At 65.0% G+C, this 21708-nt stretch carries 20 protein-coding genes and 1 riboswitch; of the genes, 9 read left to right on the plus strand and 11 right to left on the minus strand.

Going from position 1 to position 21708, the window contains the following annotated elements; genetic code table 11:
- Positions 1–12: 12 nt before the first annotated feature.
- The 7 genes from hslV to BVG12_RS21230 form a co-directional block, all read right to left on the minus strand.
- Positions 13–549: an ATP-dependent protease subunit HslV gene (gene hslV, locus BVG12_RS21200; protein ID WP_075794139.1), complete on the minus strand. Its 537-nt coding sequence runs from the start codon at positions 547–549 to the stop codon at positions 13–15.
- 107 nt (positions 550–656) lie between these two features.
- The gene (locus tag BVG12_RS21205; protein WP_075794140.1) at positions 657–1982 is read right to left on the minus strand and encodes a hypothetical protein; all 1326 of its coding nucleotides are present in this window, start codon (positions 1980–1982) and stop codon (positions 657–659) included.
- 228 nt (positions 1983–2210) lie between these two features.
- A complete protein-coding gene (gene dksA / locus BVG12_RS21210; RefSeq protein WP_036231049.1) occupies positions 2211–2663 on the minus strand; it encodes an RNA polymerase-binding protein DksA in 453 nt (150 codons plus the stop codon).
- 189 nt (positions 2664–2852) lie between these two features.
- Positions 2853–3896: a CobW family GTP-binding protein gene (locus BVG12_RS21215; protein WP_075794141.1), complete on the minus strand. Its 1044-nt coding sequence runs from the start codon at positions 3894–3896 to the stop codon at positions 2853–2855.
- 123 nt (positions 3897–4019) lie between these two features.
- On the minus strand, positions 4020–4967 hold the full coding sequence (xerC, locus tag BVG12_RS21220; RefSeq protein ID WP_075794142.1) for a tyrosine recombinase XerC: 948 nt from the start codon (positions 4965–4967) through the stop codon (positions 4020–4022).
- A gap of 1 nt (position 4968) precedes the next feature.
- A complete protein-coding gene (locus tag BVG12_RS21225) occupies positions 4969–5634 on the minus strand; it encodes a DUF484 family protein (RefSeq protein ID WP_075794143.1) in 666 nt (221 codons plus the stop codon).
- Between the two features lie 186 nt (positions 5635–5820).
- Positions 5821–6897, minus strand: coding sequence for a porin (locus BVG12_RS21230; protein WP_075794144.1), 1077 nt, complete (start codon positions 6895–6897; stop codon positions 5821–5823).
- 467 nt (positions 6898–7364) lie between these two features.
- Between BVG12_RS21230 and BVG12_RS21235 the strand changes: the two genes are divergently transcribed.
- Positions 7365–8948, plus strand: a complete 1584-nt coding sequence (locus BVG12_RS21235) for a tetratricopeptide repeat protein (RefSeq protein WP_075794145.1) — start codon at positions 7365–7367, stop codon at positions 8946–8948.
- 152 nt (positions 8949–9100) lie between these two features.
- Here BVG12_RS21235 and dapF read toward each other — a convergent pair whose 3' ends face one another.
- From dapF to BVG12_RS21250, 3 genes are read right to left on the minus strand one after another with little or no spacing between them, the layout of a single operon-like run.
- Positions 9101–9964 carry a diaminopimelate epimerase gene (gene dapF, locus BVG12_RS21240; protein WP_075794146.1) on the minus strand — a complete coding sequence of 288 codons (864 nt, stop codon included), beginning with the start codon at positions 9962–9964 and terminating at the stop codon, positions 9101–9103.
- A gap of 10 nt (positions 9965–9974) precedes the next feature.
- A complete protein-coding gene (locus BVG12_RS21245) occupies positions 9975–10838 on the minus strand; it encodes a lysophospholipid acyltransferase family protein (RefSeq protein ID WP_075794147.1) in 864 nt (287 codons plus the stop codon).
- On the minus strand, positions 10835–11686 hold the full coding sequence (locus tag BVG12_RS21250) for a lysophospholipid acyltransferase family protein (RefSeq protein WP_075794148.1): 852 nt from the start codon (positions 11684–11686) through the stop codon (positions 10835–10837). Before BVG12_RS21250 ends, BVG12_RS21245 begins: the two co-directional genes overlap by 4 nt.
- 180 nt (positions 11687–11866) lie before the next feature.
- Between BVG12_RS21250 and metK the strand changes: the two genes are divergently transcribed.
- From metK to metF, 4 genes are all read left to right on the plus strand, one after another.
- A complete protein-coding gene (metK, locus tag BVG12_RS21255) occupies positions 11867–13036 on the plus strand; it encodes a methionine adenosyltransferase (protein ID WP_075794149.1) in 1170 nt (389 codons plus the stop codon).
- A gap of 159 nt (positions 13037–13195) precedes the next feature.
- Positions 13196–13266: riboswitch (S-adenosyl-L-homocysteine riboswitch) on the plus strand.
- Between the two features lie 28 nt (positions 13267–13294).
- A complete protein-coding gene (gene ahcY / locus BVG12_RS21260; RefSeq protein WP_075794150.1) occupies positions 13295–14710 on the plus strand; it encodes an adenosylhomocysteinase in 1416 nt (471 codons plus the stop codon).
- A 98-nt stretch (positions 14711–14808) separates the two neighbouring features.
- The gene (locus tag BVG12_RS21265; protein ID WP_075794151.1) at positions 14809–15162 is read left to right on the plus strand and encodes a phage holin family protein; all 354 of its coding nucleotides are present in this window, start codon (positions 14809–14811) and stop codon (positions 15160–15162) included.
- Positions 15149–15982, plus strand: a complete 834-nt coding sequence (metF, locus tag BVG12_RS21270; protein WP_075794152.1) for a methylenetetrahydrofolate reductase [NAD(P)H] — start codon at positions 15149–15151, stop codon at positions 15980–15982. The genes BVG12_RS21265 and metF overlap by 14 nt, the downstream gene beginning before the upstream one ends.
- A 54-nt stretch (positions 15983–16036) precedes the next feature.
- Here the strand turns inward: metF and BVG12_RS21275 are convergent, their stop codons facing one another.
- Entirely contained in the window at positions 16037–16600 is a 564-nt protein-coding gene (locus BVG12_RS21275) for a 5-formyltetrahydrofolate cyclo-ligase (RefSeq protein ID WP_229503675.1), read from the minus strand.
- Positions 16601–16679: 79 nt separating this feature from the next.
- On the opposite strand from BVG12_RS21275, the gene BVG12_RS21280 reads away from it, so the two are divergent.
- Genes BVG12_RS21280 through BVG12_RS21295 form a run of 4 tightly spaced genes read left to right on the plus strand, consistent with a single transcriptional unit; the run spans position 16680 to position 21672 of the window.
- The gene (locus BVG12_RS21280) at positions 16680–18689 is read left to right on the plus strand and encodes a lytic transglycosylase domain-containing protein (protein ID WP_075794153.1); all 2010 of its coding nucleotides are present in this window, start codon (positions 16680–16682) and stop codon (positions 18687–18689) included.
- A 35-nt stretch (positions 18690–18724) separates the two neighbouring features.
- Positions 18725–19690 (plus strand): complex I NDUFA9 subunit family protein, encoded by a 966-nt coding sequence (locus tag BVG12_RS21285; protein WP_075794154.1) that lies wholly within the window; start codon positions 18725–18727, stop codon positions 19688–19690.
- Positions 19691–19711: 21 nt separating this feature from the next.
- Positions 19712–20428 carry a glutathione S-transferase family protein gene (locus BVG12_RS21290; protein WP_075794155.1) on the plus strand — a complete coding sequence of 239 codons (717 nt, stop codon included), beginning with the start codon at positions 19712–19714 and terminating at the stop codon, positions 20426–20428.
- Between the two features lie 5 nt (positions 20429–20433).
- A complete protein-coding gene (locus BVG12_RS21295) occupies positions 20434–21672 on the plus strand; it encodes a multifunctional CCA addition/repair protein (RefSeq protein ID WP_075796488.1) in 1239 nt (412 codons plus the stop codon).
- Positions 21673–21708: the final 36 nt, after the last annotated feature.

The raw sequence follows: 21708 nt of genomic DNA on the forward strand, positions 1-21708 counted from the left end.
CGGGAGAGCCGGTCAGTCCAGCGTCTCGATGATGTGCGACATGTTCGTGTAGATACAAAGTTCGCCTGCGATGGTCAGTGCTTTCTTGACCACGTCGGCCGGCGGAAAATCCGTATTTTCCTGCAAGGCCTTGGCGGCCGATTGGGCGTAGACGCCGCCCGAGCCGATCGCGCCGATACCGTCCTCGGGTTCGAGCACGTCGCCGTTGCCGGTGATGATCAGGGTCTTTTCGCGGTCGGCCACCAGCAGCATGGCCTCCAGGCGGCGCAGCACGCGGTCGGTGCGCCAGTCCTTGGCCAGTTCGACCGAGGCGCGCAGCAGGTTGCCCTGGTGTTTTTCCAGTTTCGCTTCGAAGCGGTCGAGCAGGGTGAAGGCGTCGGCCGTGCCGCCGGCAAAGCCGCACAGCACCTTGTTCTGGTAGAGCTTGCGCACCTTGCGCGCGGAGCCCTTCATGACGACGTTGCCGAGGGTGACTTGTCCATCGCCGCCGAGCGCGACCTGGTTGCCGCGCCGTACGCTGACGATCGTCGTGCCGTGAAATTGTTCCATATTTGCCTCGTGGTTGATCTGCTCACCGCAAGTGGGGATGTCAGATGAAATTGCAAGACTGGATCATATCCAACGGTCAATTGAAACCTGGCACATACTCCGCGGTATCAGTACTTGTGTGCATACAGGCGCACCTGCTCGCCGACGCCAAGCAGGCGCAGCAGGGCGGCGGCGAGATGGTTCAGGTCGCGCAGCACCACCTCGCGCCCGTCCCGGGTCAATGTGCCTAGATGAACGGCAAGGGCGTTCGCGGCCGCGTAATCGATGCGGGCCAGGCGCGAGCCGTCCAGCACGAGGCTGGGGCCCGTCGCGTGGTCGGCGATGGCGGCCAGCAGCGCGGCGCTGTCGCCCCGGATCACGGCCGGCAGCAGGAAACGGTCGCCCGCCGTCTCCGGGCCTGCGGCCAGACTCACTGCCGCGTGTTTGGGTTCCTCGAACGACGGCGGCGATACTTCGAAGGTGACGCAGTAGTCCATCGCGGTCTCCTCGAAATCCTTTTCGCGGTTCGTCAGCAGCAGCAGTTCCAGCAGCAGCAGCCAGGGCGCTTCCCCGGTGCCGCGGTCGCCGATGGCCAGCATCGGGCGCAGCACGGCGACGAGGTGGTCGGCCGCCGCCAGCACCAGCTCGCGTCCCGCCTTGCGCAAGGCCTGCAGCGCATCCAGCAGCAGGGCGCAGCCCGGCGGCGTCACTTCCGTAATGGCTTGGAATTCGAACCGGACCAGCGGACTGGGCGAAGCCACCTGCGCGCGCGCGAGTTGCGTACGGATAGCGTCGCCGTCGTCCAGGCGGCCGGACAGGACCGCGGTCGGGATCGCGCCGGAAAACTGGGTGTCCAGCGCGCGCGTCATTTCCGCGAACGGATGATATGTGGGCGGCGATGTTTCGAAATGGCTGGCGTAGTCGATCGCGATGCTTTCGAACTCGCGCTCCAGGCCCAGGATCTGGTACAGGTCGAACAGCATCCACCACGGCAGGCGCTCGCTCGTGCCACCGTTGCCCTCCCGGACACTCGTGCGCAGGAGCAGGGCGGCGGCCTCGAGCTGGTCGTTGGCATACAGGATCGCCGCTTCCTCGACGACGGGGGCGCTGGACGGCGCGGCGGCCGCGTCCGGCAAGTCTTCCGGGCCCAGCAGGATGTCCGTGTTCTGGTCGGGCAGCGGCGCGCTGGCGGCGCCGGACACCGCGGCCGGGGGACGCCGGCTGCCGGCCCACGCGTCGTCGTCGAAGATGGCGGAGGTCATCTCCAGTTCGATTTCGTCGATCTTGGCGGCGGTGGCCCGGGCGATTTCACGCTGGCGCTCGCGCTCCGCTTCCGTATCGAGCGCCAGCCGCGTGACGGCACCGGCCGCGAGCGGATGATCCGGGCGCGGACGCGTGCCCGCACCCGCAAGCGGTGCGTCGCTTTTTTTCTTCAGGAAATCGAAGAGCCCCATCCCGTCCTTGTCTGCCGCGCAGCGGCGCCCGGTCGTTTGCCGGTCGAGACATTAGCATGGCGGCGCGGATGACACGGTGCGCACGCCTGAGCTGCGTCAAGCCTTTGGCGATCCGTTTAGTGTATCCGATAGGCAATAACTCGTGCGCACGAACCCGTGCCCGGCATGGGCTCCAAAAACAAAAAAGCATGCGGCGGGCGCATGCTTTTTCATTGGCGCGCACGGCGATCAGTCACCGTACAGTTTCTGCTTCAGCTCGCGGCGCTGCTGGGCTTCCAGCGACAGCGTCGCCGTCGGGCGGGCGATCAGACGGGGGATACCGATCGGCTCGCCGGTTTCCTCGCACCAGCCGTACTCGCCGGACTCGATCGCGGCCAGCGATTGCTGGACCTTCTTGAGCAGCTTGCGCTCGCGGTCGCGGGTACGCAGTTCCAGCGCATGCTCTTCCTCGATGGTGGCGCGGTCGGCCGGATCGGGAACGAGCACGGTTTCGCGCAGGTGTTCCGTCGTTTCGCCGGCGTTTTTCAGCAGTTCCTTCTCGAGCTCCTGCAGGCGGTTCTTGAAGAACGCCAGCTGGGCCGGGTTCATGTAGTCGTCGTCGCTCATGGCCCGAATTTCTTCTTCCGTCAGGAGGCGTTCTTCGGGCTGCGCAACGGTATTCGGTTTCGTTGTTTTAGTCATGACTTCACTTACCTTTGATACGACAGAGTTTCCATTTTATCAGCTTACTCAGCGGCCACCAGTGCTTCGGTGCGCGCGCCGGGCCAGCTGCCGTGACCGTCCCCGGCTGTGCGGGCGGGGCTGTTCAGTCGTTCAACCACAGGGTGCATGCAGGTCAACAAGCAAGGAGCACCATAGAACCGGAGTAGTTTATACCAAACACTGTTCCAATCCGCGAATAAAGACATCTTTGGGTAAATTTTTACCGATAAACACCATCTTACTCCCGCGCGGCTCGCCATCCGCCCACTTTGCACCGAGGTCGCTGCCCATGATTTGATGCACGCCTTGGAAGACCACCTTGCGATCCGCGCCAGCCATCGATAGCACGCCTTTATAACGCAGCATGTTCGGGCCGAACACTTGCACCATGCTGCCGAGGAATTGATCCAGACGTTCGGGGTCGAACGCGCGCTCGCTCTTGAACACGAAGGCCGCGATGTCGTCGCTGTGATGGCCATGATGGTGATCGTGGCTGTGGTCGCAGGCCTCGGTGTGCACGTGGTCATGGTCGTGACCGTGTTCGTGTGCTTCGTCGGTCGTGAGGAAGGCCGGATCGAGTTCCAGCTTGTCGTTCAGATTGAAACCGCGCAGGTCGAGCACGTCGCTGATCGGTGCGCGGCCGAAATCCGACGTGCTGATCGGCGCACGCGGATTGATGCGGCGGATACGCGCCTTGAGTTCCTCGACGGCGGCGGCATCCACGAGGTCGGTCTTGGACAGCAGGATCTTATCGGCGAAACCGACCTGGCGCTGGGCTTCCTCGTGGCGGTCCAGCTGGTCCATGGCGTGGCGCGCGTCGACGACGGTCACGACGGCATCCAGTAAATAGTGAGCGCCGACTTCTTCGTCGACAAAGAACGTCTGGGCCACCGGGCCAGGATTGGCAAGGCCCGTCGTTTCGATGACGACGCGGTCGAAGTTGATTTCGCCCGCCTCGCGCTTGCGCGCCAGGTTCGTCAACGCCACGATCAGGTCGCCGCGCACGGTGCAGCAGATGCAGCCGTTGTTCATCTCGACGATCTGCTCGCTCGGGTCTTGCACGAGGATTTCGTTGTCGATGTTTTCCTGGCCAAATTCGTTTTCGATGACGGCGATGCGCAGGCCGTGCTCTTCCTGCAGGATACGATTGAGCAACGTGGTTTTGCCGGCGCCGAGGAAGCCGGTCAGGATAGTGCTGGGAATCAATTCCATATGTCGCTGTCCAATGGTGTGAGCCGTTCCGGCTGCGAAGAATCGGAAGATTATGCCGGATTTTGCGGATCGTCACCAGCCGCCGTGCCGTGTCTGTCTGCCGGGGGACAGCTTATTTGCTATTCATTTGCGCTTGGCGCGCGGATGGGCTTGGTCGTAGACGGCGGCCAGGTGCTGGAAGTCGAGCGACGTGTAGATCTGGGTCGACGTAATGCTGGCGTGACCCAGCAGTTCCTGCACGGCGCGCAGGTCGCCCGAGGATTGCAGCAGGTGCGAGGCGAACGAGTGGCGCAGCACGTGCGGGTGCACGTGGACCGGCATGCCGGCCTTCTGGGCATGGGCTTTCAGGCGGTATTGCACGACGCGCGGGCTGATGCGTGTGTCCCGCGTCGACAGGAACAGGGCGGCGCTGCCGTCGCGCGCCGGCGGACGCACGGCCAGCCAGGCTTCCAGCGCCGCGCGCGCCGGACCGCCGACGGGCACGCGGCGCATCTTGTTGCCCTTGCCGGTGACGACCACTTCCTGCGCCTCGAGTTCCAGCCAGCCGAGCGAGGCCGGTACGCCATCCCGGGCCGGGACGTGGTGCACGTCGAGCCCGGCCAGTTCGGACACCCGCAGGCCGCTCGAGTACAGCAGCTCGAACATGGCGCGATCGCACAGTTCCGGCGGCTCCGCATGGCCGGGTGTCGCTTTTTCCATCAGTTGGACGGCATCGTCAACAGCCAGCGCTTTCGGCAGGCGCTTGGCGCGGCGCGGCGCGCGCACACCGTCGACCGGGTTCGCCGCGAGGGACAGCTGGCGCGACAGCCAGTCGAAAAAGCCGCGCCAGCCGGACAGTTTGCGTGCGATCGAGGCGGCGCTCTGTCCCCCGGCGTGCAGTTTTGCGGCACAGCGCCGGATATCGAAATGGGTCAGCGTGGGCCAGTCGGCCTGGCCCGCCCGATTTACGAGCCGGGTCAGTTCGGCCAGATCGCGGCCGTAGGCGGCGATCGTGTGTTCGGACAACTGGCGCTGCGTACGCAGTTCCGCCAGGTAGCGGCCGGTCCAGTCGTCGGCGGCCGGCGTGTCCATGTCAGCCGAGCAGGGGCGCGAGGGCGTTGCTGGCCGTCTCGCCGATGTGGACGAGGAAATCCGTCGCCATCGTCGCGCCGAAACGATCCGGATCCGGAGAGCCGAGCACGAGCAGGCCGAAGGCGCTGCCGCCGGCGCGCAGCGGGAGCAGGACGGTGGAGTGCACGGTGTCCCCTTCGCCCAGCCAGCCGACCGCCTCGAATTCCTTGTTCGGACCGCAGTAGGGGGCCCGCAGGCTGCTGGCGAACAGGCGCACGTCCTCGGACACGCCGTTCGTGTACCAGGCATTCGCATGTTCGGCGGGCAGTTTCCACAGGCGCAGGGTAGCTTGCGGCACGATGAAATGCTTGACCAGGCCATCGGCCACGGCGCCCGGGATCTCATCGTGTGCGCGGGTGCGCAGCAACTGTTGCGTCCAGCCGTGGAAACGGTTGGCGATGGTCGCGTTTTCCTCGGCGTGGCGCACCAGTTCGGACATGCGCAGTTCCAGGGCCCGGTATTTGTCGCGCATGACTTCCATCTGGCGCTCCTGCAGCGATACCGCGCGGCCCGTAAGCGGGCTCGACAGCTTTACTTCGCCCAGCAGGGCGGCGTGTTCGACGAAGAACTGCGGATGGTCGACCAGGTATTGGGCGATGGCGGTGGAATCCAATGTTGCGGCGGTCATGTGCGGCTTGCGAGATGGGTAGACTGTTCATTTTAACCGACAGCAAAGTCTCGGCACAGATTTCCTGCTGGCACTGTACCGCCGCCGCATCAGCCAGAAGCAACAAGGGCGAACCAGGTTGCCCTGGTCCGCCCTTGCTTGTGCGATGCTGCGGGGCTGCCCCCGCAGTCTCAACCAATTCGCAGCTTAGAACGAGTGGTTCAGGCCCACGTCGTAGTGGTTGACGGTCGGGGTAGCCGAAGCTGCACCGGTCGCCTGGTTGAAGATGTTCGTCTTGCGCGATGCGTCGACGTACAGGTACGTACGCTTCGACAGGCTGTACTCGTAGCCCAGCGAGTACTGACGGGTGATCAGGTCGTGCAGACGGACGTTTTCTTCCTGCTTCTTCAGACCGAAACCGGCCAGCAGCTTGCCCGGGCCCACAGCGTAGGTTGCACCGAGTTCCGCGCCCTTGATGGTCGGACGCTGGGTGTTGGTGTGCTCCATGTTCTGGTGGGAGTAGGTGCCCATCAGTTTCAGTTCCGGGGTCACCGAGAACGAACCTGCGACCGACCAGACTTTCGATTCGACGGCGTTGCGCTCGTAAGCCAGCATCGCGGCGGCCGGACCGTTGTTATAGGTACCAGCGATCGAGAACGGGTTGGCCGAAGCTTGTGCGCCTGCGGCGTAGGTGGCAGCGCCGGCGCCGACACCGGTCAGGCCGCCGCCGGTGGCTTCTTTCGAGGCCCACGAAGCGTTCACCTGGAAGCCATTGGCGACCGGCGAGTTATAGAAGATCGCGTTCGAGATACGGTTGTTGTTCGGCGAGCCACCAGCGTTGACGTCCAGCGGAGCCGAGTTGAAGCCGGCGACCGAGATGTCGGTATAGAAACCAGCCGGGGTTGCCAGGCCGTGCCACGGTTCGAACGAACCGACGATTTCCTGGAACGGGGTCAGGCCACGGCCCAGACGGACCATACCGAAGTCACCCTGCAGACCGACGCGGGTCTGGCCCTGGAACAGCGGACGGCCGTTGTTCTCGTTGGTGCCGGTGTCCGGCTCGTAACGCATTTCCACCTGGAACAGCGCTTTCAGGCCGTTGCCCAGGTCTTCGGTGCCCTTGAAGCCCAGGGTGTTCGAGGCGCGCTTGCCGATGTTCAGAGTCTGGTCGGTGCGCTTGATGACGCCGACGTCGATGTTGCCGTAGATTTGCACAGCGGTTTGAGCTTGCGCCACGCCGGCGAATGCGCCGAGCAGAGCGGCCGCTACGAGGGTTTTTTTCATCTATTTTTATCCTAAAAAGTGAATCGAAGGAATCCAGAGAGCATTGAGATTTTTATTAGTTGCTGAACACTCGGATGTCTGAACCTTAAATGCTTAATGCGTCAAGATTGTTTGATTTGTCAATTATGACTGTTGCACTTGGTCGAAAGCCAATAAATCCAATCGTGCTGTTGTATTTTCGAAACGGCCCCGCTGGGATCGGCCGCGTACTTTAAGCCTCGTTTAAGTTTCCGGGCATCATCATTCCGTCCCCGTACCACGGCAGGGTTTGTGCAGGCTCAAAGGCCTTTGGAATCGCAGGCGAATCGCGCCGACGCGGCTTTAGACTTTGGCCCATCCGACGTCCATTGCTACCGCAGTGCGCGCCACATGAGCTCATCGGTAGCACATCGTAAGCGATCTTGCACGCATCTGCGTTCATTGTGTCGTGTACATTTCCTTGGCGTCTCAACATCCAGAAGAGAACGATGGCAAATCGTGAAGAACTGGCGGTCATCCGCGGCGCCCGCGCGGGACGCGCCGAATCGCAACTGGCCCTGGGTCGGCTCTATCTGTTCGGCAGTGCGGGTCTGCCGAGGAGCCTGCCCACGGCCCTCCATTGGCTCGATCGTGCCGCACAGCAAGGTTGTGTCGAAGCGTGGCAATTGATCGGTAATCATATTCCGGTCGATCTCGCCCGTGACAATCCGCAGCCGGTCACCGGCTGGTACGAACGGGCGTATGACGGCGGCCTGGTGCGGGCCGGGCTCGTTTATGCGCAACTGGTGCTGGACGCGGCGCGCGACGGCCAGTGCACGCCGGCCCAGCGCACCAAGGCCTTGCGGGCCCTGGAAGACGCGGCCCGGGCCGGCTTCCCGGAAGCGCAGTGGCTGCTCGCGCGCGAACACGGTGCCGCGCCGCCCGAGACGGACGAGGCGGGCGCCCGTATGCCCGCAGCCCGGGCGCCCGTGGCCAGTCCGGCCGGCCAGCGCTGGCTGCGCCAGGCCGCAGACAGCGGCGTCGGCGCCGCCCAGTTCGCGCTGCTGGAACAGGACTGGAATGCGGGCCGCTGGGCCGCCTGGCTGGAGCGGGCGCTCCCGCTGGCGCGCACCCTGGCCGGTTCCGACGCGGCCCAGGACCACACGGCCGCCCGGCTGGCGCCGGACGAGGTGCTGTTGCTGTCGCGCTGCGCCCAGCTGGTCGAGGCGAACGAGGCGCCGCACGACGTCACCCCGGAGGAATTGCTCAGATTCTGGGAAATCGCCGCGGCCGAACAGGACCGCCATGCGCAGTTCGCGCTCGGCCTGTGGTGCGCCCGCATGCGGGTCGACGGCAAGCGCATTCCCGGCAGCCACGGCGCGGCCAATTTCAAGAAGTCCGTGCGCTGGCTGACGCAGGCGGGCGAGCAGGGCCTGGCCGAGGCCTGGTATGCCTTGTCGCGCATATATATAAAGCCGGAATTCTCGCAGCGTAATGTCCTGGAAGCGCAGAAGTACCTGGAGCGCGCGGCGGAGATGGGCTATCGCGATGCCCAGCTCGAGTGCGGGAACGCGGCATGGCGGGCGCGGCGCGAAAACGAGAACAACGACGTGCGCGCCCTGTTCTGGCTGCAGAAGGCGGCGGCGCAGGGGTGTCCCAAGGCCGCGGCCGCGTTGCGCAAGCTGGCGCCGCGCCAGCCCGGCGCCTGGACGGACCTGGGGGCGCTGACGGCGGGACGCGACCTGGCATCCCATCCTCTGCTGGCGGCGCGGCTGGAGCTGGCCGTGGCGTTCGGTCTGAGCCGGGCCGAGGCGCTGTTGCTGGACATCCGCAACGCCGACCGCGGCCACTGCCTCGTGATCGACATCCGTGCCAGCTATGGGCGCAGCCGGCGTCGCCTTATTTCCGTGGAAACCGCGCAGGAACGCCAGCTGCTCGACCGCGTGGCGCTCGTCTTCGAGAACGTCGATTGCGGTCCGGGCGGCCCGGAAGGGAATTACCGCCAGCGCCTGTACCGGCTGCGCAGCCTGTTGCCTGACATGGATGGTGCCGATCCGGGCGCGGATGAGGGGGATTATTCGCTGGCCGCGTAGCGCGCGGCCAGGCATACGCTAACCTCGGAAAACCGTCGCGAGCGGCAGCAATGGCGTTCGAGAAGCCCAGCTGTACGAATAGTACAGCGAGCATCGCAGCCTGCGCGGCCCGGTCGACAGTGCAACGCGCAGCAGGTTTTGCGACGTTCCCGTCAGATTTCGATCTCGCCTTCGAACACGGTCTCCGCCGGACCGGTCATGTAGACGGGCTGGCCTTCGCCTGCCCAGTTGATGGTCAGCTTGCCGCCGCGCGCCTGGACCTGCACGGGCGAATCCAGCAGGCCGCGCCGGATGCCGGCCACGACGGCGGCGCAGGCGCCGGTGCCGCAGGCCAGCGTCTCGCCGACGCCTCGTTCGAACACGCGCAGCTTCACGTGGCCGCGGTCCAGCACCTGCAGGTAGCCGGCATTCACACGGCGCGGGAAACGTGGATGGTGTTCGATCTGCGGGCCGGTCTCGAGTACGGGCGCCGCGTCGACGTCGGCAACGACCTGCACCGCGTGCGGATTGCCCATCGAGACCGCCGACACGAGGACGGTCTGTTCCTGCCCTTTTTGCGAGACGGTGAGCGGCCACAGCGTGTCCCGTCCTGCGGCCACGCCTTCCAGACCGGCCGCATCGAACGGCACCCGGGCCGGTTCCAGGATCGGAGCGCCCATATCCACCGTGATATTGCCGTCGTCTTCCAGGCGCGGCGTGATGATGCCGCTCATCGTTTCGACGCGGATGCTGCGCTTATCCGTCAGCCCTTTGTCGCTGACGAAGCGCACGAAGGCGCGCGAACCGTTGCCGCACTGCTCGACTTCGCCGCCGTCGCTGTTGAAGATGCGATAGCGGAAATCGCTGCCTGGCGTCACCGGCCGCTCGACGACGAGGATCTGGTCGGCGCCGATGCCGAAGCGGCGGTCGGCAATGTGGCGCCATTGTTCCGGGCCGAAGTCGATGTGCTGGTTGATCGCATCGATGACGACGAAGTCGTTGCCGGCGCCGTGCATCTTGGTGAACTTGAGTTTCATGGTGTGGTCTTTAATCGTAGAACGAAGGCTCGCCGGGCGGCCGGGTCTTGAAGCGCTTGTGCGTCCAGAAATACTCGGCCGGATGTTCGCGCACGCGGTCCTCGATGAAGGCGTTCATGCGGCGGGTGGCGGCGATGATGTCGTCGCCGGGGAAATCTTCCCATGCTGGATAGAACTCTACCCGATAGCCTTTGTAGTTGGGCAAGAAAGTGGCGACGAGCGGAATGACTTTTGCGCCGGTCGCGCCCGCCAGGCGGCCCATTGCGGTCAAGGTCGCGGCCGGCACGCCGAAGAACGGCACGAAGGCGGCATCCTTTTCGCCGAAATCCATGTCCGGCAGCATGTAATAGGGAATGCGTTCGCGCAGCGCGCGGATGATCGGCTTGATGCCGTCGCTGCGCGTGAACAGGCGCACGGGGCCGTAGCGTTCCCGGCCATAGCGCAACAAATCGTCGAACGCTTTGTTCTTTTGCGGCGAATACATGGTCGACAGCGGCATCACGCGTGCCGCCACGCCGCCCACGTCCAGGCAGACGAAGTGCGGGCAGAACAGGATGGTCGGGCCGCTTTCCATCTGCTCCTGCGGGACCTTCGGGACGACTTCGATCAGGCCGTGGATGCGTTTGAACGGCGCCCACCAGATCAGCGAGCGCTCCAGGATGCTGCGCGAATAGGCCATGAAGTGGCGCTTGGCGATGTCGACCCGCTCCGCTTCGCTCAATTCCGGCATGCACAGGCGCAGGTTGATCAGCGCGATCTTGCGGCGCTTGGGGATCGCGTAATACATCAGCCAGCCGACCGCATTGCCGATGCGACCGAGGACAGGCAGCGGCAGGAAGTGCAGCAGCCACAACAGGAAAATCAGGAACCTCATGCGACGGTCTCGGCTTGCGGTGCTGCAACGCCTTGCGGCTTCTTGTAGCGGTTGTAACTCCAGAAATACTGGGCGGGGCAGAAGGCGATGAGTTTTTCCATCTGGCGGTTGATGCTGGCGGCCTGCTGGCCCGCGTCGCCGTCCAGCGAGCCTTCGAACGGCACGAAGCGGATGGCGAAGCCGCGGCCGCGCGGCAGGCGTTCCGCATACACGGTCAGGATGTCGGCCTTGCCCAGCTGGGCCAGCTTGGCGGGCAGGGTCATCGTATAGGCGTCGCGCCCGAAGAACGGCGCCCACACGCCTTCGCCTTCCTGCGGCACCTGGTCGGGCAGGACGCCCACCGGCTGCCCGCCCCGCAGCGCCTTGACGAGCATACGCACCCCGGCCAGGTTGGCCGGGGCCAGGTGCATGTGCTGGCGCGCACGGGCGCCTTCGACGAGGGGTTTCAGCGCGCTCTGGCGCGGCGGGCGGTACATGACCGTCAGCTCGACGCGCAGCGACACCTGTTGCGCGGTCAGTTCGAAGCAGCCCAGGTGCGGCGTGAGGAAGACGATGCCGCGGCCGGCGTCGAGCTGGCGCTGGACCAGTTCCCAGTTTTCCATGGTGACGTGGCGGGTGACGCGTTCCTGCGGCGCGCACCAGACGAACGGCAGTTCGGCGATCGCTTTGCCGGATTCGGCGATCGCGGCGCGCAGGTGGCCGCCGTAACCGGCCCGTTCAAGATTCTCGCGCAGGCGCCGACGGTGCGACGGAGATAGCAAATAGACAACCCAGCCGAGCGCGGCGCCGAGCGCGTGCAGGGCACGCAGCGGCAAAAACGACAGGATTCGAAACAAAAGGACGAGCATTTATTGATTTAAGGTAGAGAACCGATGGGTTGCTGTGCCAGAATTTTTGGAGGAGCGTAAAATACCACTTGTGTAGCATCCGCGGAGTTAATGACAACTTGCGAAGCGGAATATAAATCTCGCTAAAGCGTCGCAGGCTTTGATGCTGCGGCAATTTTTATTACAGTATCAGGAGCCTCAATGTCTTCCAACGACTACCTCTTCACGTCCGAATCCGTTTCGGAAGGCCACCCGGACAAGGTTGCCGACCAGATCTCCGACGCCATCCTTGACGCCATCCTCGAGCAAGACCCGCGCGCGCGCGTGGCTGCCGAGACCCTGTGCAACACGGGTCTCGTGGTGCTGGCCGGGGAGATCACGACGCACGCAAACGTCGATTATATTCAAGTTGCACGCAACACCATCAAGCGCATCGGTTACGACAACACCGACTACGGCATCGACTATAAGGGTTGCGCCGTGCTGGTCGCCTACGACAAGCAGTCCCCGGACATCGCCCAGGGCGTCGACGAAGGCGCGGGTCTCGACCTCGACCAGGGTGCCGGCGACCAGGGCCTGATGTTCGGCTACGCCTGCGACGAGACGCCGGAACTGATGCCGGCCGCTATTTATTACGCGCACCGCCTCGTCGAGCGCCAGTCGCAGCTGCGCAAGGACGGCCGCCTGCCGTGGCTGCGTCCGGACGCCAAGTCGCAGGTCACGCTGCGCTACGTCAACGGCCGTCCGGTGTCCGTGAACACCGTCGTGCTGTCGACCCAGCACGCGCCGGAAGTCAGCCACAGCCAGATCGAGGAAGCGGTGATCGAAGAGATCATCAAGCCCGTGCTGCCGCGCGAGTGGCTGCAGGACACCCGCTACCTGGTCAACCCGACCGGTCGCTTCGTCATCGGCGGCCCGCAGGGCGACTGCGGCCTGACCGGCCGCAAGATCATCGTCGACACCTACGGCGGTGCCGCACCGCACGGCGGCGGCGCGTTCTCCGGCAAGGATCCGTCCAAGGTCGACCGCTCGGCCGCGTACGCCGCCCGCTACGTCGCCAAGAACGTCGTGGCCGCCGGCCTGGCGCGCCAGTGCCAGGTGCAGGTCAGCTACGCGATCGGCGTGGCCCGTCCGATCAACATCACGGTGTACACGGAAGGCACGGGCGTGATCCCGGACGAGAAGATCGCCGAACTGGTGATGGAACACTTCGACCTGCGCCCGAAAGGCATCGTCCAGATGCTCGACCTGCTGCGTCCGATTTACGCCAAGTCGGCCGCCTATGGTCACTTCGGCCGCGAAGAGCCGGAATTCACCTGGGAGCGCACCGACAAGGCCGCGCTGCTGCGCGCCGAAGCCGGCCTGGCGTAATTCCAGTTCAACTTGGGCCCCGCTTCTGCGGGGGCGACGGTCCCTCCGCGGGGGGCGACGGTTCCTCCGCAGGGGCGACGGCTCGTATAAGTGTTGCTTTAAGCACGTCATTCCCGCGAAGGCGGGAATTCAAGTTCGCCGCATCGTGTTAAACTAATGAATTCCGAGGAGCGTTGCGACGAGATTCCCCATCTCGCCAGGCTCGGATATCAACACCGCGCTCACGTTACTTTTTTCTTAACTTGAAAGGAGGGCGTGATGAGCGCCGTACTCAAAGACACCACCCAGGACTTCCTCGTTGCCGACATCGGCCTCGCCTCGTGGGGCGAAAAGGAAATCCGCATCGCCGAAACCGAAATGCCGGGCCTGGTGGCCATCCGCGAGGAATACGCGGCCAGCCAGCCCCTGAAGGGCGCGCGCATCGCCGGTTCGCTGCACATGACCATCCAGACCGCCGTGCTGATCCGCACGCTGGAAGCCCTCGGCGCGCAAGTGCGCTGGGCCTCGTGCAATATCTATTCGACGCAGGACCACGCCGCCGCCGCCATCGCCTCGGTCGGCACGCCCGTGTTCGCCGTCAAGGGCGAGACGCTGGACGAGTACTGGGAATACACCCATCGCATTTTCGAATGGCCGGGTGACAACCACGCCAACATGATCCTGGACGACGGCGGCGACGCGACGCTGCTGCTGCACCTGGGCGTGCGTGCCGAGAAGGACATCTCGGTGCTGGACAAACCGGGTTCGGAAGAAGAGATCTGCCTGTTCAATGCGATCAAGGGCCGCCTGGCCGTCGATCCGCAGTGGTACTCGAAGCGGCTGCCGGAAATCAAGGGCGTGACGGAAGAAACCACGACCGGCGTGCACCGCCTGTACCAGATGCACGCGGAAGGCAAGCTGGCTTTCCCGGCGATCAACGTCAACGATTCCGTGACGAAATCGAAGTTCGACAACCTGTACGGCTGCCGCGAATCGCTGGTCGACGGCATCAAGCGTGCGACCGACGTGATGATCGCCGGCAAGATCGCTGTCATCGCCGGCTACGGTGACGTGGGCAAGGGCTCGGCCCAGGCCATGCGCGCCCTGTCGGCCCAGGTGTGGGTGACCGAGATCGACCCGATCTGCGCCCTGCAGGCCGCGATGGAAGGCTACCGCGTCGTGACGATGGACTATGCCGCCGAACACGGCGACATCTTCGTCACCTGCACCGGCAACTACCACGTGATCACCGAGCAGCACATGCTGCGCATGAAGGACCAGGCGATCGTCTGCAACATCGGCCACTTCGACAACGAGATCGAAGTCGCCGCGCTGCGCAAGTATCAGTGGGAAAACATCAAGCCGCAGGTCGACCACGTGATCTTCCCGGATGGCAAGCGCATCATCCTGCTGGCCGAAGGCCGCCTCGTGAACCTGGGCTGCGGCACGGGCCACCCGTCGTACGTGATGAGCTCGTCGTTCGCGAACCAGACCATCGCCCAGATCGAACTGTTCTCCAACACCGCCGCCTACCCGGTCGGCGTGTACACGCTGCCGAAGAAGCTGGACGAGAAAGTCGCCCGTCTGCAGCTCAAGAAGCTCAACGCCCAGCTGACCGAGCTGACCGACGAGCAAGCCGCCTATATCACGGTGAGCAAGGAAGGCCCGTACAAGCCGGAACACTACCGTTATTGATCTGGTAAGCTCTTCCGTGAATTGACGCCGCACTCCCGCCGGATTCCATCGTCGGCGGGAGGTGCGGTGTGCTGGACAACCCCTCACGAAAGACACACATGCGCTTGCTCCTGACCTGGCTGATCAATGCGGCAGCCCTGATGGCCTTGCCTTACCTGATGCATTCGGTATCGGTCGACAATCTCGGCGCCGCCCTCGTGGCCGCGCTCGTCCTGGGCCTCGTGAACACGGTGATCCGTCCCGTGCTCGTCGTGCTGACCCTGCCCGTGACCTTTTTGTCGCTCGGCCTGTTCATCCTGGTGATCAATGCGCTGTTGTTCTGGCTCGTCGCGCACCTCGTCGCGGGCTTCCATGTGGCCGGGTTCTGGTCTGCCTTCCTGGCGGCGATCCTGTACAGTGTCATTTCGTGGGCGCTTTCTACCTTACTTCTCAATAAAGATGGAAACCCCTAACATCAGTATCGAGTTTTTCCCGCCCAAGACCCCCGAGGGCGCGGAAAAACTGCGCGTGGCTCGCCAGAAGCTGGCCGAGCTGAATCCGAAATATTTCTCCGTGACGTTCGGCGCCGGCGGCAGCACCCAGCACGGCACGCTGTCCACCGTGCTCGAGATCCTGGCCGAGGGTCATGAGGCCGCACCGCACCTGTCGTGCGTGGGCGGCACGCGCGAATCGATCCGCGCGATCCTGCAGGAATTCAAGGACAAAGGCATCCGCCGTCTCGTCGCGCTGCGCGGCGACTTGCCGAGCGGTTATGGCGGCGCGGGCGAATTGCGCTATGCCAGCGACCTCGTCGAGTTCATCCGCCAGGAAACGGGCGACTGGTTCCACATCGAGGTGGCCGCGTATCCGGAAATGCATCCGCAGGCAAGGTCTCCGCAGGACGATCTGCAAGCGTTCGCCCGCAAGGTCAAAGCCGGCGCGAATGCCGCGATCACGCAGTATTTCTACAATCCGGACGCGTATTTCCAGTTCGTGGACAATGCGCGCAAACTGGGTGTGGACGTGCCCGTCGTGGCCGGCATTATGCCGATCACGAATTACACCCAGCTGATGCGCTTCTCGGACATGTGCGGCGCCGAGATTCCGCGCTGGATCCGTTTGAAACTGGCCAGCTTCGGCGACGATTCCGCGTCGATCAAGGCGTTCGGCCTGGACGTGGTGAGCGGCCTGTGCGAGCGCCTGCTCGCCGGTGGCGCGCCCGGCCTCCATTTCTACAGCATGAACCAGGCGGCGGCCACGACCGCGATCTGGCAGCGCATCACCGGCGCCTGACCGATAGACGCCATCGATGCCCGTGCAGCCAACCGGCGCACGGGCATTTTTTTATCAGGTGACGTTGGTCGTTTCCGTCACGATCACATCCAGCGGCACGTCGTGCGGCGCGTGCGAGAACACGGCTTCCTGGTTACTGTAGGCAATGCCCAGCGTGTGCGGGCGGGGCAGTACTTCGAGGGTGCGGTCGTAGTAGCCGCCGCCGTACCCGAGGCGATACCCCTCGGCATTGAAACCGAGGCAGGGGATCAGCAGGGCCGGCGGCCGCTCGATGAAGCGCAGTTGGGCCGGCACCTGCACGCCCGCTTCGTCCGGCAACATGGGTTCGCCGGGCGTCCATTCCGTGAACGTCAGCGGGGCATCCCGTTCCATGACGACAGGCAATGCCAAACGCACGCCGGCCCGGTGCAATTCCGAATAGGCCGCCCGCAGATCGGGTTCGCCGGCCAGCGGCCAGTACACGCCCATGGCGCTCACTTGACGCAGGCGCCACCAGGCGACGACCTGCGCGCCGATATGTGCATCCCACTGGACCTTGATTGCCGGGTCAAGCGCCCCACGTGTTGTCTTGAGCGCCTTGCGCAATGCCGTCTTCGCTGCCTGTTTCTCGTCCGCCACGCTCGGGTTCGAGGGGCATGGTATTCTTGATTCGCCGGTCATGGATGAAATGAAGCCTACATTGAACATTGCATTATCGATGTCGCAGAAACTGATTGCCGGCGCCGTATTTGCCGCTTCCAGCCTGCTCTTCCTCGCGTCGCCCGGCGTTGCGGCCCAAGCTGCTTCGCCCGTTACGACACAGCCCGCACCCGCCGTGCCTGCGCCCGTCGTCGCACCCGGGCCGCAGCCGGACGCGAGCCGCGAACAGGACGAGATCTTCGCGCAGCTGCGCGATGCCGCCCGCAAGAACGATGCGGATAAGGTCGCCGCGCTGGCGGCGCGCCTGCCGGACTACGCGATTCCGTCCTACGTCGACTATTATCGGCTCAAACCACGGCTGCGCGACGCTTCCAACGAGGAAATCCTGGATTTCCTGAAACGCTACGAAGGCAGCGCGATCGCCGACCGCCTGCGCAACGACTGGCTGTTGGAACTCGGCCGCAAGCGCGACTGGACCAACTTCGACCGCGAGCTGCCTCTGTTCGTCAAGAACGACGACTATCAGGTGAAATGCTATGCGCTGCTGTCGCGCGCATCGAAAGGGCAGAACGTGGCGGCGGAGGCACGCGTGCTGCTCGACAATCCGCCCATGTACGGCGAAGCCTGCGCCGCGCTCGTCAACCAGCTCGTCCAGTCCGGCCAATTCACGAACAACGATCTGCTGGCCCAGCTGCGCCTGGCCGGCGAAATGCACGCGACCGGACCGTCGCGCCGCACGGCGCTGCTGCTGGGCGCGTCGGACACGCGCGCGGCCCAGGCCGTCGACCTGCCCGCCGTGGCGATGGCGCGCGGCATCGGCAGTTCGCGCGCCGACCATGAAATCTATCTCGTCGCCATCGGCCGCATGGCGCGCACCAGCCTGAAACTGGCGACGGTGGCGTTGAACCGGAACGCGGGCAAGCTGTCGCCCGAGGAAAGGGCGATCGGCTGGGCGAACATCGCGCTGGCCGCGTCGTTGACCCTGGCGCCCGAAGCGTATGACGATTGGAAAAAGGCGGCCGGGGCCCCGCTGACGTGGAACCAGCTGGAGTGGAAGACCCGCATCGCGCTGCGCCGCGGCGACTGGAAAACGGTGCGTACGACGATCGAGGCGATGCCCGTGCAGCAGCACGACGAGCCCGTCTGGACCTATTGGCTGGGCCGCGCCCTGCAGGCGGAGGGCCGGCGCGAGGATGCGCAGGCGCTGTTCCGCCGCATCGCCGACCAGAACAATTTTTATGGCCAGCTGGCGATGGAAGAGCTGGGCATGCAGATCAGCATCCCGCCCAGCGCCGCGCCGCCCACGCCGGCCGAGCTGGCGCAGGTGGCCGCGAATCCCGGCTTCAAGCGGGCGCTGAAATTCTTTTCGATGCGCATGCGTTTCGAAGGTACGCGCGAATGGAACTGGGCACTGAACGGTTTCACGGAGCGCCAGTTGCTGGCCGCCGCCGAGTTCGCGCGCCAGAACGATATCCTCGACCGCATGCTGTCCACGTCCGAACGCACGCGCACCGAATTCGACTACACCCAGCGCTTCCCGGCGCCGCACAACGACATCCTGCATCCGACGGCGCAGGGCCTCGGCCTGGACCAGGCGTGGGTCTACGGCCTCATCCGCCAGGAATCGCGTTTTGTGTCCGACGCCCAGTCCGGCGTCGGTGCGTCCGGGCTGATGCAGGTGATGCCGTCGACGGGCAAGTGGGTGGCGGAAAAGATCGGCTTGACGGACTATGGCCACGGCATGCTCAGCGATATCCGGACGAACATCGTGCTCGGCACCAATTACCTGAACATGGTGTTGAACAATGCGGAAGGGTCGCAGGTGCTGGCGACGGCCGCGTACAACGCCGGCCCGGGACGCGCGCGCACGTGGCGGGGCCTGTTGACGGCGCCGATGGAAGGGGCCGTGTTCGTCGAGACGATCCCGTTCGACGAAACCAGAACCTATGTGCGCAACGTGATGTCGAACGCGACGAATTATGCCGCCTTGTTCGAGAAGCGGCCGCAATCGCTCAAGGCGCGCCTGGGAACGATCACGCCGCGCGCAAGCGGCATCGGCTTGCCGTGACCGCGGCCGCGCCGCGCACGGGTCGAGGAGGCCATATGCACGAGCAGTCGGTCGTATTGTTCGGCGGGACCGGATTCATCGGCAGCCATCTGGCGGCCAGGCTGTCCGAGCACGCCGTGTCCATCGTCGTGCCGACGCGGCACGAAAGCCATGCGATGCACCTGATGCCGCTCGGCGTCGACATCGTGCAGACCGACCTCCACGACGACGCGGCCTTGCGCCGCCTGGTGGCCGGGCGTGACGCCGTGATCAACCTGGTCGGCATCCTGCATTCGCGCCGCGGCGATCCGTACGGCCCCGACTTCCGCCGCGTCCACGTCGACCTGCCGCACCGCATCGCTTGCGCCTGCGCGGCCGAAGGTGTGCCGCGCTACCTGCACATGAGCGCGCTGGGCGCCGACCGGCAGGGACCGTCGATGTACCAGCGCTCGAAGGCCGATGGCGAAGCGGCCGCGGCGAGCCAGGCGGCCGTCGCGGCGACGATCTTCCGGCCGTCCGTCGTGTTCGGTCCGGAAGACCGTTTCCTGAATATGTTCGCGCGGCTGCAGCGCCACCTGCCCATCGTCCCGCTCGCGTGTGCCCACGCGCGCTTCCAGCCGGTGTACGTGGGCGATGTGGCGGAAGCGTACGTGCGCGCGCTGTTCGATCCGCACACGGCCGGCCTCACCTATGAGCTGGGCGGGCCGCAGGTCTATGAACTGGCGGAACTGGTGCGGCTGGCGGGCCGTTATGCCGGCCACGAGCGCAAGATTCTTGCCTTGCCGGATGCGCTGGCGCGGCTGCAGGCGACGTTCTTCGAACTGTTGCCGGGCGAGCCCGTCATCACGCGCGACAACCTCGATTCGATGAAGGTCGACAACGTGATCCACCCGTCCGCGGACAATAAAGTCTTGACAACAGCGGCGCTGGGAATCAAGCTCACGGCGCTCGAGGCCGTCGCACCGCAGTACCTGGCGCCGCCTGGCGGACTCGACGTCCTCCGCGCCCGCGCCGGGCGCTGACCTCAACGATCACGCCATACCATGCAGACTACCGAACTCGATCCGACTTTGACGCAGACCCTCGACAACGCACGCCAGGCCGGCCTGACCCTGGTCATCGGCAACAAGAATTACTCCTCGTGGTCGATGCGGCCTTGGGTGGCCGCCGTGGCCGCCGGCATCCCGTTCACGGAAGTGCGCATCTTGCTCGACCAGCCGGATACGGCCGCCAACATCGCGCGCTACTCGGCCGCCGGGCGCGTGCCCGTGCTGCTGGCCGGCGAGATGACCATTTGGGACAGCCTGGCGATCTGCGAATACCTGGCCGAGCAATTCCCGGACAAACATCTGTGGCCGCAGGACGTGGCCGCGCGCGCGCTGGCGCGTTCGGTCGTGGCGGAAATGCATTCCGGCTTTACCGACCTGCGCACCGCGATGACGATGAACGTCAAGGCCCGCCTGCCGGGCCGCGGCCGCACGCCGGGGGCGCAGGCCGACATCGGCCGCATCTGCGAAATCTGGGAAGAGTGTCTGTCGCGCTTCGGCCATCACCAGTTCCTGTTCGGTGATTTTTCCATCGCCGATGCCTTCTATGCGCCGGTCGTCACCCGTTTCCAGACGTATGGCGTGGTGCTGGCGCCCGCGCTGCAGGCGTATTGCGAACGCGTGCTCGCGTACCCGGCCGTCGCGCGCTGGATCAGCGAAGCCGTACTCGAAACCGAGATCGCCGGGGCCCACGAAGACGAGCTGCCGGACTGATGGCGATGCAGGCCTTCGTCGTCGGCGGCGCCGTCCGCGATGAGTTGCTGGGACTGCCCGTCCAGGACCACGACTGGGTCGTCGTCGGCGCCACACCCGAGGACATGGTCGCGCAGGGCTTCCGTCCGGTCGGCAAGGATTTTCCCGTCTTCCTGCATCCGGACACGCACGAGGAATATGCCCTCGCGCGCACCGAGCGCAAGACGGCGCCCGGCTACCACGGCTTCGTGTTTCACACGGCGCCCGACGTCAAGCTGGAAGACGATTTGATCCGGCGCGATCTGACCATCAATGCGATGGCGAGAGCCGAGGACGGCACCATCGTCGATCCGTACGGCGGCCTGCAGGATTTGCAAAACCGCGTGTTCCGCCACGTGTCGCCGGCGTTCGCCGAGGACCCCGTGCGGATCCTGCGCGTGGCCCGCTTCGCCGCGCGCTTCCCGGATTTTCGTGTCGCCGACACGACGCTCGCGCTGATGCGGCAGATGGTCGAGGCGGGCGAAGTGGATGCGCTCGTGCCGGAGCGCGTATGGCAGGAAGTGTCGCGCGGGCTGATGGAGCAAAAGCCGTCGCGCATGCTGGCGGTGCTGCGCGATTGCGGCGCGCTGGCGCGCATCCTGCCCGAGCTGGATGCGTTGTGGGGCGTGCCGCAGCCGCCGCTGCACCATCCCGAAGTCGATACCGGTGTCCACATGATGCTCGTGATCGATTACGCGGCCGAACGCGGCTACGACTTGCCGGTGCGCTTCGCCGCGCTGATGCACGACCTGGGCAAAGGCGCCACGCCGCCCGAACACTGGCCCAAACACCACGGCCACGAGGGCATGGGACCGCGCCTGATCACGGAATTGTCGAAGCGCCTGCGCGTGCCGACGGATTGCCGCGATCTGGCCGTCATGACGGCACGCGAGCATGGCAACGTCAGCCGCGCGCTCGAGCTGCGGCCGAATACGATCGTCACCCTGTTCGAACGCTGCGACGCGTTCCGCAAGCCGGACCGCTTCGCGCAGATGCTGCTGGCGTCCGAATGCGATGCGCGCGGGCGCGGGGACGAAAACCATGAAATGCGCAGCCGTGACTATCCGCAGGCGCCGTACCTGCTGCGCGCGCTGGAGGCGGCGCGCGGCGTGAACGCGGGGGAGGTGGCTGCGCGTTACACCGACAACCGCGACAAGATCCCGGAAGCCGTGCATGCGGCGCGGGTGAGTGCCGTGAAGGCGGTGCTGGGCGATATCCGGGACTGAAACCGGCTACAATATCGGATTGTTGCACCGCACAAT

The sequence above is a fragment of the Massilia putida genome (assembly GCF_001941825.1).
GTDB lineage: Bacteria > Pseudomonadota > Gammaproteobacteria > Burkholderiales > Burkholderiaceae_D > Telluria > Telluria putida.